Source organism: Bacillus cytotoxicus NVH 391-98, from assembly GCF_000017425.1.
Taxonomy (GTDB): Bacteria; Bacillota; Bacilli; order Bacillales; family Bacillaceae_G; genus Bacillus_A; species Bacillus_A cytotoxicus.
Genome location: NC_009674.1, coordinates 2,412,876 through 2,426,201, shown reverse-complemented (window position 1 = coordinate 2,426,201; position 13,326 = coordinate 2,412,876). Strand labels below are relative to the sequence as shown.

Below are 13,326 nucleotides of genomic sequence, written 5' to 3'. Positions count from 1 at the left end.
GTATAATAGGATAAAAATATTTTAGAATCAGAATCTGATAAGGAATAAAGGAGAAGGAAAATGGAATATGTGCTTATATGTGTCATTTTGGCTTTATTAGCTGTAGCATTTGTATTGTTTTATAAAAATAAACAGCTAGAATCTGAGAAGCAACAAGTAGATTTTGAAAAAGCACAAGTCATAGAAAACTATCAAGGGGAGATTGCTGCTACAGTTGAAAATTATGAACAGCAGCAAGAAACGATAAAAAATATAGAAAAACAAAAATACAATGATTTAAAAGTGAAAGCAGCTCGTGAAATTGAAAATATGCGAATGATGAAGAGCGAACTCACAATGCAACATAGTAAAGAGCGCAGTGAAATGCAGCAGAAACATAATCATGAAGTACAAATATTACAAAATTTTATTGCAGATTTAAAGGTGTATTCAAAAAATGTAGCGGAAATACATACGCATGAACTATTACATAACATGAAACAACAATTTATTCAGCAGGAAATTGTAAAAGAAAATGAGATATACATGATTCCAAATATATTTTTGCCGAAAATATCAAGCAGAACAAAAAGGAAGATGAAAAATCGCCGTATTCATCATGTGTTGTTATTAAGAACAGGCATATATGTGATTGAAACAGTAGAATGTAAAGGAAGAATCATACACGGTTTAACAAAAGATAATGCAGGGATCTTTTCATTTATGGTTGATGAAATAGGAAAGTATCAATATGAGCATAATCAAGAAGAAACGTTCATTTTTATAAAAGAAGAGCAAACGGGAACTTTGAAAGTAGTAAATGAAGGCAATGTTGTTTATAAGATACAATATCTTTCGGAAAGTTTATATGAGTATTTAAAAGAGAAAAATGCAGAAATTATAAAAGAAGAAGTAAAGCCGGTTATATATTTTGAGAATGAGAGAAATCAATATGAAATAATAGACTGTTCTCATGAACGAGTCCCAAGATTGAAAGATAGAGAACAATTTATTATGTATTTTAAAAATGTGCTGTTAAATGAAAAAGTGTTATATACTGCAAAAGAATTACAAGAAATAAAAACCGTGATAGAACAGATAGACAAGGTGATTGCTCAAAAATGATGCCATAAAGGAGACGCATTATTGAAAACATATATGAAACCTTTATTATGGGGAACATTGTATTTATATACTTTTTTCTACTTATTCATTTACCTAGCTTTTATATGCATAATTGTTATAGCTCATTCATCCTATAGTATAGTGAGTGTTTTAGCGGTATCAATTCCATTTATAATTTTGCTTTTGTTTCGGCGGGTGATGTTTAAACTTGCTTTAAGTGATGAGCAAGAAATATATCGTAAGAAACTGAAAAGTATTACAGTTGTTGGTGCGGCATTATTTACTGTATGTATCATACAACTAGGGGGTAATGAATATCAGTCGAGGTTTCACCAAGAAACATGGTTAAAAAATGATGGCAAACGAGTGTATATGATAGATGATTTACTAGCGAAACATAAACTAGTTGGAACATCCAAGGAAGAGGTTATCACGTTATTGGGTACACCAACAGAAATAAGACAATTTGAAACTGTCCATCAAATGATATATTATTTAGGAACTGAAGGAGGATTTATCCCGATTGATAGTGAATGTCTCATTTTATATTTAAATCATAATGATAGGATAATAGATTATAGAATTGAAACGGACTAAAATAGCGGAATATAAAAAAACAGAAGGTATGTTAGCACCTTCTGTTTTTTTACAGTTTTCATATATGTACAATAACGATAAATGATGTCGAATCTTATCTATACGAATAAGAAAAAAGTCGTTATAATTTAAGGTAGTTAAGTAATTTAGTAGGTTGCTAAAATATAATTGTATGAGAAAAGGAGGCGTAAGAACACGAAATGTTGTTGGACATAACGTGTTAAGAAGTAGAATGAAAAAAGGACTTTATAATGTTTTCGCAATGTCAATTGCATTGCAGGTGGTAATGATTCCAAGTGATTCTTTTGCAGCACCGTTAGAAAAAACGATAGAGTTATCAACAGATGAGCAAGCGTTGAAAAGTATTGAGAATCATATGAAACATGAAGATGGACGTGGTGATAGTCAAGAAGCTAATAGTGAAGTACAAGGGGATTTTCTGGTACATATAAAAAAAGAAACGTCAATATATGAATCATCGGACTTAAAGGAATGGACTGGGAAGAATTTTTCTAAGCAAGTGGTGAAAGCTTCAAAGAGAAAAGGAAATGCTTATTACATTCAAACACGAAATGAAGCAGGGTGGATACAACATATAGATAATCATGTTGAAGTTCGAAATATTTATCCATTATCGAATAAGAGACTCGTTATTCATGAAGAAACTGCTCTGTATTCTTCACCTTTCGATTCATTTCAAGAAGAAAGTACATTACAACCTCAAACAGTTGTAGCGATTGGACAAGCGGGAGATTGGTTCCAAGTTGAAACAAATGAAGGGAAAAAGTGGATTCATTCCTCAAATGTAGCGTTTGAAGGGACAAAAGCATCCCTTATTCAAAATAACGAGATGCCAACTTATAAAAAACGTGAGGCAGGTCTATATTATGCAGCACCGTCTGCTTTAAAAATAGGATCTGTTTATGGGGTACCATTTACAGAATGGATTGTCCCAAAAGGAAATGATAATATTCGTCCTGGTTATGCAATGGATCCAAAGTATATTACCATTCATGAAACGGATAATTATAGCGTTGGTGCAGGGGCTAGAAATCATGCTCAATATTTATATAATCAAGCAACAGGGGATACAGATCGCTCAGCATCTTGGCATTTTACAGTGGATGATAAAGAGATTTATCAGCATCTTCCGTTAAATGAAAATGGTTGGCATGCAGGAGATGGATCCAATGGAACAGGTAATAGACAATCCATTGCGATTGAGATTGCTGTAAATCAAGATGGGAATTACGATAAAGCGGTAGAAAATGCTCGGAAATTAACAGCTTATTTGATGGGAGAGTTACACATTCCTATAGAAAATGTGAAAAAACACCAATATTGGAGTGGGAAAATTTGTCCCGCAATTATGATTCAACGCGGTGCGTGGAATGCTTTCTTACAAGGTGCAAAAAGTTACTATGATGAAAATCATCAAGATGATATTACAGGTGGATGGTATGAACAAGATATTCGCGAATTAGCTGCGAAAGGAATTATGGTTGGGGATGGAAATGGTTCCTATTGGCCAAATCGTCTTGTGACGCGCGGAGAATTTGCAAATTTCATTTCGCGATCATTACAGCTGCCAGAAGGAAGTTCAACGTTTACAGATTTAAATGAAGCTCATCCATCATTAGTAGACGGTATTAATCGTGCAGCAAGTGCAGGAATTATTAATGGTCGAGGAGACAATACGTTTGATCCAAATGATACAATTAAACGTGATGAAGTTGTCATTATGATTGATCGTGCTTTACAGTATAAAGGTATCACAGGAACTTTAGTTGAAGTACCATTTTCTGATCAAAACTTAGCATATGACAAGCAAGCATTAAAACGTGTCTATGGATTAGGAATTGTAAAAGGAAATGAAAATAATGAATTTATGCCAAAAGGAACAGCTACTCGCGGCGAATCAGCAGCATTTATAAATAGAATGTTATATGTAATAGAGAGGTAATAAGCAAAAAGTACTCACGTTTGTGGGTACTTTTTCTTTTTCAATATATCTGAAACAGGAATTGCATATTTTGTATGGAATAAGGAATAAAAGTGGAGTGAATCTAATATATTTAGATGATTTGTTCTACTTTTCATGAAAATCATAATGGATTTTAGAACAAGAATGAAAAGGAGGTAAGACGGTGGGAAAAATACCGACTGAAGTCCTGAGTAAAGAATTGATGGAAAGAGAAGGGATTATATCTATTACAGTAAGGGAATTTGAAAAAATCGAGGTAGCAGGGGTTGTCGTATCTGGGCCAGCTCTTATTTTAATTAATCAAGACTAGCTGTACATATTATGATTAAAAGCATCCGTATAGGATGCTTTTTCGTTTGCAGGAAAAGAATTTTATTAGATAATAGAGCTACTGGAGGGAAAAAAAGTGGCTATTATTCTTACAATGTTTGCAATGGGGATTTTATTAGGGTTTGTTGGAGCTGGTGGAGCAGGGTTTATAATTGGAGTTTTAACTCTTATATTCCAAGTGCCCGTTCATATAGCTCTTGCAACTTCGCTAACAGCAATGGCATTTACAACACTTTCAGGTGTAGTAAGTCATTATAGAGAGGGGAATGTTTCTTTAAAAATAGGAGGGGTTGTAGGAATATTTGGGGCGATTGGATCGTATGTTGGCTCTCAGTTTGGGGCAGTAATTCCAGCGCAGCTTCTTCATTGGTTTACTGCTAGTATGCTATTTTTATCAGCCATATGTATGTGTATTCGATTACTCTATTTCCACAATCAATCGAAAATGAATCATGAAAAAGGATTATCTATCACTATATTAGTGAAAAGTATGTTACTAGGTTTAGTAACTGGAAGTTTAGCGGGTGCTTTTGGGATAGGATCAGCACCATTTATTCAACTAGGATTAATGGTATTATTAGGTTTAACAATTCAGCAATCGGTTGGAACGACAATGCTCATTATTCTTCCAATTGCAATTGGAGGTGGGATTGGTTATAGTTCAGCCGGATATTTAAATTATGTATTATTGGTACAAGTTTTAATAGGAACGATGTTAGGTGCCTATTTAGGAGCGAAATTTACTAACTTTGCTCCACGTATTGTTTTGAAACTGTCTATGATTATAACACCGATTGCAGCAGGATGTCTGCTGTTAGTAGAATAGGATTTGGGTCTTATTGCCTTTACATAAAAGAGATAAGGAATTGTGGAACATATATAACAAGCTATTAATATGTTTTACATATGAATTATGTAAGTAATTCATATTTCAAATATAAAGGGATTTGCTATAATATAATGAGTGTAACGTTCGAGTATTCGACGTATTACTAGTATTATATCCCTATCCCTTTTCTAAAAATGCGAACAAGTTTTGCCCTATTCTATTTCATTTCTCAATGAATAGAAATATATTGTTCGATGACCATTATAGAACGTACATAATGGTGAAATCCCGATCCTTAAAGAGGATGCCCCTAATCTTCATATGAAAATATGATCGGAAGTAGAAAGCTGCCCTATTCAGGTCAGCTTTTTTTTTGATATGCACTATATTCTTCAGTAATTTCTGTTTGTAATAGAAGAGATTTCCCAAAGCGGCGTTTACATTCATTCGTTACTTTCTCAATGGCGAGAGTATGAGAAGTAGCAGATACCGTAACCGTTGTCCTTCTCGATGTTCGATTTTGTTCACAAAAGACACATTCCACAACATATTTAGAAATCATATTTTCATCCTTTCTTATGAATGATTAGGAATGAATTGTCTTGGAAGTTGATATAACCTTTCGATGTAAAATGTATTTCCCCTCTATTTCTGAGGGGAAAATGTAGGGGAAAGACTTTATTTTTCTTATAACTTTTGAATATTGAGATGGAACCAAGTGAAACTTTAATCAGTGTGGGCTCCATCCCTCGTTTGATTCATCGGGCTTGTTACTTCCCTAAAATAGAGAAGAAGAGTAAGGGGGGAATACTCCGAGCCCATTACAGTTTCATAACGGGCTGGGATCTATTATTTTTCTATTACGTTATAAACTTTTTGAGTGTTTTCGCTTTCGAAGTTATTATTCTTTCTTATTTTCATGTAATAGTATGTGTAACAAAAGATAATAAATGGGATTGTGCAGTAGATTCCTAATCTTTGATTCGGGATGAAGAGTAAGCTAACTAATATAATTCCATACAGTCCGAACCCTAGAATTGGTATAACGGGATACAATGGAGTTTTAAACTTCAAATCTGTTAATTTCCCGCCATTTGCTACATATTGTTTGCGGAAAAGAAGCTGGGAAGCACAGATAGACATCCAAACAATAATAGTTATGACTCCAGAAATGGAAATTAACCATAAGTACACTGTTTCAGCAGCTACAACACTTGTGAGTAAAGATAATCCGGAAATAGATATTGTCATGATGAGGGCATATAGTGGGATACCTCTAGATGATAATTTCTGTAAAAATGCCGGGGCCATACTATTTTTTGATAGGGACCAAAGCATTCGAGTTGCGGCATACAGACCTGAATTTGCAACAGAAAGAACTGCAGTAAGGATAACGAAATTCATTATATCAGCTGCATACGGAATACCTATACGATCAAACACAGCAACAAAAGGACTTTTCGTTAATCCAGCTTCTTGCCAAGGGATTAAAGTGACTAGAACGAAAATTGCTAAAACAAAGAAAAACATTGTCCGCCATATAATATTTCTAATAGAACGCGGTAATGTTTTTGCAGGATTTTCACTTTCACCAGCTGCAATCCCAACAAGTTCTGTACCTTGAAAAGAATAATTTACAGTAACCATTGTTAATAAAATGGCACCAATACCATTTGGAAATAGGCCGCCATGCTCGATAAAGTTAGAAAGCAGCGGGGCAGGTTCATTTCCTTTCAACTCAATAATGCCCAACATAGCTGCGCCTCCAAGAATAATAAAAGCTACAATAGCGGATACTTTAATACTTGAAAACCAAAATTCAGTTTCAGCATAACTACGAGCAGATAGGGCATTTATCGTAAAGATTGTGACACCAAATATGAGGCACCATACCCATACAGGAATACCTGGAAGCCAGCGTTGCATTGTAATACCTGCAGTTGTAAATTCGAGTCCAGTCGTATTTGCCCAGCTTAACCAATACAGCCAACCAATTGTAAAGCCGGTGGCTGGGTTTATAAATTTTGTTGCATATTCTTGAAAAGATCCAGAAACGGGCATTGCTACAGCAAGTTCACCGAGACATAGCATAACAAAGTACATTAACAATCCGCCTGCAATAAAAGCAAGTACAGCCCCACCAGGTCCAGCTTGACTAATAATAAAGCCAGATCCATTAAATAATCCGGTTCCAATTACGCCTCCAAGTGCAATCATAAACAGATGTCGGCTTTTCATCGTGCGTTTTAATTCATGATTTTGTTTATTGAGTTCTGTCATATTCTTCCTCACTTCCCCATGTAATAGATTCAAATACAATTTTCTGTATAGTGGAATATATTTCATCATACGGAATATAGTTTTAATTTTCAGATAATTATAGCGAAAAGTCAATCTTTTTATTTTTTTTGAAAATTAAATAATTTGTTTGATTTCTTGAGAAGATTTTGTTAAATTGGTAGATAATTAAGGTTAGTTAGATATTATGAGTGAAGTTGAGGAGCATGCCTGTGCAATCTATTGATCGAGCAATCAGTATTATAAAACTATTGTATTCAGAAAATGATAAGGAACATTGGGCTATTTCTGATATAGCTGATAGAACACATCTGCCAGTTAGTACAGTGCATAGAATATTAAATTCTTTAATGGAACATGGATTAGTTACACAGATTCCGGAAACGAAGCATTATACAATCGGACCGATGTGGATGGAAGTAGGTCTACGGCAATTAGAAAAAGTAGACTATCGATCTGTCGCAAGAGAAGTAATGAAACGCTTAGCATATGAAGTGGAAGAAAGCGTATACTTAAATATTCCAAATGGGACACATTCTATTATTATTGAGAGAATAGATAGTCCTTTAAAGATTCGTGTTATCGATAATTTAGGAGAACAAATTCCACTTTCCATCGGTGCTGCTAATAAAACGATACTTGCGAATATGAAAACAAATGAGGTAGAACATATTGTAGATCAGCTATTGCCTTCTATATCAGAGCAAAAACAACGGCTATTTGATCAGCTTACTGTGATAAGAAGAGAAGGATATGCGGTAAGTTATGGTGAGAAGACAGAAGGAACCGCATCAATTGCTGCACCCATTATAGGTTTTAATCATAAAGTGGTAGGAGCAATCAGTATTGGATTAATTAGTGAACGGATTAATGAGGAGCGATTGGCTTTTCTTGTTAATCAGGTTATAAATGCTGCGAATGAAATATCAATAAAAATCGGCGGAACAGGAAAGGAATAGGAGAATATTCTGTCGTTTTTTATTCATATATTGGAATTGATTTTCATAATACGGAAAACAGGGGGATATATATGGCAAAATGGCAGACAAAAGAAGAGTTAGTACAATTATTGAGTAATCTTGTTGAAATTCCTAGTATTACTGGATCAAAAGCTGAAACAGTATTACCAGACTTTGTTGTTGAACAACTATCTAGTCTATCGTACTTCAAGGAGAATCCTAGTCATTTAGAAAAACATCCAACAGGGGATGGACGCTATTTTATTACAGCTTTAGTAAAGAAAGAAAAACATTTGAAAAATACAATTGTTTTAGTGAGTCACTTTGATGTTGTAGATGTAGAGGACTATGGCATATGGAAAGAATATGCATTTCAACCTCAAAAACTCACATCTATGTTTTATTCACATAAAGATGAAGTGCCATATCCTGTTCAGCAAGATATAGAACAAGGTGATTGGCTATTTGGTAGAGGGATAATGGATATGAAGTGCGGTTTAACTTTGCATATGGCAATGGTTGAACAAGCTTGTGAAGGGAGTTTTGATGGGAATATTCTTTTATTAACTGTCCCAGATGAAGAGGTGAACTCTGTAGGAATGAGAACCGCTGTTCCAAAATTATTAGAGCTTGCAAAAGAACACGATCTTCAGTATAAAGCAGTCCTCAATTCTGAACCAATGTTTACATGTTATCCAGGAGATCAAAATAAATATATTTATACAGGATCTATTGGAAAAGTATTACCTGGTTTTCTTTGTTATGGAAAGGAAACGCATGTAGGAGAACCGTTTGCGGGATTAAATGCGAATTATATGGCTTCATTATTAACTGCGGAATTGGAATTAAATACGGAACTTTGTGATATTGTAGAAGGCGAAGCAAGTCCACCTCCGACAAATTTATTGCAAAGGGATTTAAAAGAAGAGTATTCGGTACAAATTCCTCATCGTGCAGTGACATTGTTTAATTTATTTTTATTAGAAAAAACGATGCCAGATGTTGTTTCGTTGCTATATAAAAAGGCAATGGGAGTAGCGGAGAAAATCGAGGAAACGTATGCGAAACAGGCATATCATTTTTCTAAATATAATCCGTTTATACCGCCCAGTCTAAAAGTGAATGTACTCACTTATGAGGAATTGGTTGCTTATGCCATTGAACAACATGGAAAAGAAGCAATTGATAAAATGCAAGCGATTGTTTTGGAAAATCGCGGGGGAAAAGATGACCGTGCAATTACGATTGAACTTGTGGATAGGTTAGCCATTTTATGTAAAGAAAAAGGGCCAATGATCATACTGTTCTTTGCGCCACCTTACTATCCGGCTGTAAGTTCTCGTAATAATCCATTCATTCAAAGCGCAGTAGCAGAACTAGAAAGTTATGGACATGACCAACATGGAGTTACATTTAAAACTCAAAATTATTTTGGCGGAATTTCTGACTTAAGTTATGTAGGATTACAATATCCAGTTGAAGCAATGACTTCACTTGTAGAAAATATGCCTTTATGGAATAAAGGGTATTCGATTCCACTACAAGAATTAGCAGAGTTTAATGTTCCTGTATTAAATGTTGGACCTGTAGGAAAAGATGCGCACCAGTGGACTGAGCGTTTAGATGTAGATTATGCGTTTGAAACATTATTGGATATGTTACCAGTATGTATTGATAGATTACTCGCTAGGAATCAAATGTCACAAGTATAGTTGAAAAGTAGAAAAAAGCTAGCAATTGTAACACAATTGCTAGCTTGTTCTCATTTTTTAATGTATCCAAGCCAAGAAAAGCGGTACAATGACTAAACTAGCTCCAGCGGTTAAGAGCATAGATAAACTTGCAATGGTACCTTCAACAGGACCGATTTCAAATGCTTTCGATGTTCCTGTGCCATTTGCGCTCGTTCCTAACATAATTCCTTTCGCAATCGCTGTTTTAATGCGGCATAATCTAATAAGAGAAGGGCCTAACAGAGCTCCTGTCAATGCCGTCAATACTACGAATACAGCTGTTAATTGGGACATGCCGCCAATCATTTCTGAAATAGCCATTGCAATCGGTGTTGTTACAATGTGTGGCGCTAAACTATGTTCTAGTGATGCATCAATCTTAAAAGCATTTGCTAACAATGCAGAAGTAATAACTGATAAAAAGGAACCTACAACTACATTAATTAAAATAGCACTTGCATGTTTCTTTAATAAATCAAAATATTTATAAATTGGCCATGCAAAAGCTACAGTTGCTGGTTTTAATAGTTCAGTTAACCAATGACTTCCAGAATTATATGTTTCATACGATGTATCGAATCCTAGTAATAAAGCAATTAAAATGATTGGACAAACGAGTAAAGGAGAAAGTAAACTCCAATTCCAACGTTGATACATTTTTTTAGAAATCCAATATGTGAATAGTGTCAATAGTAAACAAAAAAAGCCAATCATTGTACAGATCCTTTCCGCTTCAATAGCAATTCTGTCAAGATTCCTGTAACAAGAGTTACACAAAGAGTACTAATCATAATAATAAAAATGAGATCGATGCCATATTGTGATAATGTATCTTTGTAGCGGATAACAGCGACAGCAGAAGGAATAAAAAATAAAATGAGTTCTTTTAATAAAAAGTCTGCACCATCTTGAATCCACTCTTTTTTCACTAGGTTAAATTTTAACGAAATTAATAATAGAAAAATGCCGATAATACTTCCTGGGATTGGGAGGTGTACTTGCTTTGCAATCCATTCACCTGTCCAAGCAAAACAAAATAATAATAAAATTTGTCCGCTTAATTTCCACCATTTCATACAGTAACCCCCCTTTCATTTCTTTGCATAAAAATGATAAACAAGAATTCATAATTTCTACTATACGTTCTTTCAAAAAGTTTGTCTAATATATAAATTATATGTTATTAATTTATTATACATATTAATTGAAAAGGGTGTCCAAGATGGAATTACGGCATTTGCAATATTTTATTGTTGTGGCAGAAGAGCTACACTTTGGACGAGCAGCGGCTCGTTTACAAATGACACAGCCACCACTTAGTCAACAAATCCAACAGTTGGAGCAAGAAATGGGAGTTATGTTATTTGAAAGAACGAAGCGGAAAGTTGAGCTTACAGAAGCGGGAGAAATGTTTTTAAAAGAAGTAAAGAAAGCTTTTGATCAAATTGAAAAGGCGGTAGAAGTGGCGCAAAGCGCACAAAGAGGGGAAGTAGGATCTCTTTCGATTGGATTTGTGGGAGCTGCTATATACGATATTTTACCTTCAATTGTAAGAGAATATCGAAAGAAATTTCCAAGGGTATCGGTTGCGCTTCATGAATTATCTACACCGGAGCAAGTGCATGCACTTCATGAAAATCGAATTGATGTCGGCTTTTTACGTCCGCCGATTTCAACGCAATTATTAGAACTTGAACCGATTCAAAAACTACCTTGTACACTATGTTTACCAAAAGCACATCCACTTGCGGAGAAAGAAGAAATTCACATTGAAGATTTGAGAGATGAGTCATTTGTCTTTATCACAAGACCAGTATGGCCTGCACTCTATGACACTATATTGTCATTATGCCGCGGAGTTGGTTTTAGTCCGCGCATTGTTCAAGAGGCAACAGAATACCAAACAGTAATGGGATTAGTAGCAGCAGGAATTGGAATCACTGTTATTCCAGTTTCGGCTAATAAGCTATACAAAACAGAAGTTGTATATAAAGATATATATGATTCTAATTTTATAGCTGAGATGTCAGTTGCTTACCGAAAAACGAATAGTAGTCCTGAACTATTAGAGTTTTTAAAAATTGCAAGAGATAAAAAACGAATTGAAGTTGAAAATGAGCTGCCCGCAAAAAACTGCTGATTAAAGTTCCACTTTATAAAAGGAAATGGAGCTGTTTCGTAAGTCGAATTTCTGACAACGAGACAGCTTTTTTCATATTTTGTGAATGAATTTCTAGTAAATCAGTCTAAAGGCGTTAAGTGCATACTTAACGCCTTTTCATTATGAGTTTGTCTAGTGCTTCTTCAGCTAGTAAAGCAAAATACTGTGCACTAATTGGTAATGCTTTTTCATCTAAAGTAAAGGAAGGGTGATGCCATTCATGTGTTCCGTTTGTCCCCATAAAGACGAATGAACCTGGAATTTCTTGTTGATAAAACGAGAAATCTTCTCCTGCCATAGAAGGCTTTGGTGAAATAACTTGCAGCCCCATTGTTTGAGCTACATGAGTAGATAGTTCAGTAAGGTATCCATCATTTTGAACGGCGGGGGGGGGGCCAGGATACCAATGCAGTTCCACTTCAACTCCTAGTGCATCAGCAATACCTTTCACAATACGTTCCATTCGCTGTGGGATTTTTTGACGCGTATCAGCTTGAAACGTGCGAACAGTACCTTCTAACGTTGCTTTTTCAGGGATAACATTCCACGTATTTCCTGAGTGAATGTTTGTTACACTTACAACAGCATTATGAAAAGAACTAATATTTCGACTTACAATGGTTTGCAGTGCCATGACGATTTGAGAAGAAGCTACGATAGGATCTACTCCTGCATCAGGTACAGCAGCATGTGTTCCGACGCCTTTAATTGTAATTTGAAACCGATCTACTCCCGCCATAAGTGGACCTTCTTTAATACCAATTGTACCAACTGGTAAGTCGGGCTTATTGTGCATACCAAAAATAGCTTGTACGTTTTGTAAATGCCCCGCTTCGATTACTTTACATGCGCCGTTTCCACTTTCTTCGGCGGCTTGGAATATAAAGCGAACGGTTCCGCGTAATGAAGATTCTTTCTCTTTTAATAAGTAAGCAGCACCAAGGATCGATGCGGTGTGAAAATCGTGTCCGCACGCATGCATTTTATTAGAACTTTTTGATGCGTAAGGTAAGTCGGTTTCTTCTTGAATTGGGAGCGCATCGATATCGGCACGAAGTGCAATGGTTGGGCCGCCTCTATTACCAGAAACTTCTGCGATGACTCCAGTTTTTAAATTTGTGTCCTTTATTGTGATATTCGCTTCCTGTAACAAATTTTTAATAAATTTTGTTGTTTTAAACTCCTCATAAGATAGCTCTGGATATTGATGTAAGTGACGACGAATCGAGATTAATTTCTCTGTTAATTGATTTGTAATAGCGTTCATTTCGTTTGCCCTCTTCCTCACAATATGTAACTTTTGCATTTTGTTCCGTATAAACAAAAGATAT

At 35.1% G+C, this 13,326-nt stretch carries 13 protein-coding genes; 8 read left to right on the top strand and 5 right to left on the bottom strand.

Annotation, left to right across the window (positions count from 1 at the left end; translation table 11 throughout):
* Positions 1–60 precede the first annotated feature (60 nt).
* From BCER98_RS11865 to BCER98_RS11845, 5 genes are all read left to right on the top strand, one after another.
* Entirely contained in the window at positions 61–1,104 is a 1,044-nt protein-coding gene (locus BCER98_RS11865) for a chromosome segregation protein (RefSeq protein WP_012094773.1), read from the top strand.
* Between the two features lie 198 nt (positions 1,105–1,302).
* On the top strand, positions 1,303–1,701 hold the full coding sequence (locus BCER98_RS11860; protein WP_237701308.1) for a hypothetical protein: 399 nt from the start codon (positions 1,303–1,305) through the stop codon (positions 1,699–1,701).
* Between the two features lie 232 nt (positions 1,702–1,933).
* A complete protein-coding gene (locus BCER98_RS11855) occupies positions 1,934–3,664 on the top strand; it encodes an S-layer homology domain-containing protein (protein ID WP_041810463.1) in 1,731 nt (576 codons plus the stop codon).
* A 184-nt stretch (positions 3,665–3,848) separates the two neighbouring features.
* Positions 3,849–3,995 (top strand): BC1881 family protein, encoded by a 147-nt coding sequence (locus BCER98_RS21895; RefSeq protein WP_012094770.1) that lies wholly within the window; start codon positions 3,849–3,851, stop codon positions 3,993–3,995.
* Between the two features lie 96 nt (positions 3,996–4,091).
* The gene (locus tag BCER98_RS11845; RefSeq protein ID WP_012094769.1) at positions 4,092–4,841 is read left to right on the top strand and encodes a sulfite exporter TauE/SafE family protein; all 750 of its coding nucleotides are present in this window, start codon (positions 4,092–4,094) and stop codon (positions 4,839–4,841) included.
* A gap of 364 nt (positions 4,842–5,205) precedes the next feature.
* On the opposite strand, the gene BCER98_RS11840 is transcribed toward BCER98_RS11845, so the two are convergent.
* The gene (locus BCER98_RS11840) at positions 5,206–5,406 is read right to left on the bottom strand and encodes a DUF3903 domain-containing protein (protein WP_012094768.1); all 201 of its coding nucleotides are present in this window, start codon (positions 5,404–5,406) and stop codon (positions 5,206–5,208) included.
* 287 nt (positions 5,407–5,693) lie between these two features.
* On the bottom strand, positions 5,694–7,124 hold the full coding sequence (locus BCER98_RS11835; RefSeq protein WP_012094767.1) for an amino acid permease: 1,431 nt from the start codon (positions 7,122–7,124) through the stop codon (positions 5,694–5,696).
* A 224-nt stretch (positions 7,125–7,348) separates the two neighbouring features.
* Here BCER98_RS11835 and BCER98_RS11830 point away from each other — a divergent pair, with 224 nt between their 5' ends.
* Together BCER98_RS11830 and BCER98_RS11825 are read left to right on the top strand one after the other, a co-directional pair.
* Positions 7,349–8,101 carry an IclR family transcriptional regulator gene (locus BCER98_RS11830; RefSeq protein WP_012094766.1) on the top strand — a complete coding sequence of 251 codons (753 nt, stop codon included), beginning with the start codon at positions 7,349–7,351 and terminating at the stop codon, positions 8,099–8,101.
* Positions 8,102–8,172: 71 nt separating this feature from the next.
* On the top strand, positions 8,173–9,813 hold the full coding sequence (locus BCER98_RS11825) for a M20/M25/M40 family metallo-hydrolase (RefSeq protein WP_012094765.1): 1,641 nt from the start codon (positions 8,173–8,175) through the stop codon (positions 9,811–9,813).
* Between the two features lie 57 nt (positions 9,814–9,870).
* Here the strand turns inward: BCER98_RS11825 and BCER98_RS11820 are convergent, their stop codons facing one another.
* Complete coding sequence (locus BCER98_RS11820; protein WP_012094764.1) at positions 9,871–10,548, bottom strand: LrgB family protein; 678 nt, start codon at positions 10,546–10,548, stop codon at positions 9,871–9,873.
* Positions 10,545–10,910: a CidA/LrgA family holin-like protein gene (locus BCER98_RS11815; protein WP_012094763.1), complete on the bottom strand. Its 366-nt coding sequence runs from the start codon at positions 10,908–10,910 to the stop codon at positions 10,545–10,547. Before BCER98_RS11815 ends, BCER98_RS11820 begins: the two co-directional genes overlap by 4 nt.
* A gap of 146 nt (positions 10,911–11,056) precedes the next feature.
* Here BCER98_RS11815 and alsR point away from each other — a divergent pair, with 146 nt between their 5' ends.
* Complete coding sequence (alsR, locus tag BCER98_RS11810) at positions 11,057–11,974, top strand: acetoin biosynthesis transcriptional regulator AlsR (protein WP_012094762.1); 918 nt, start codon at positions 11,057–11,059, stop codon at positions 11,972–11,974.
* A 127-nt stretch (positions 11,975–12,101) separates the two neighbouring features.
* Here alsR and BCER98_RS11805 read toward each other — a convergent pair whose 3' ends face one another.
* The gene (locus BCER98_RS11805) at positions 12,102–13,262 is read right to left on the bottom strand and encodes a M20 peptidase aminoacylase family protein (RefSeq protein ID WP_012094761.1); all 1,161 of its coding nucleotides are present in this window, start codon (positions 13,260–13,262) and stop codon (positions 12,102–12,104) included.
* Between the last annotated feature and the right edge of the window lie 64 nt (positions 13,263–13,326).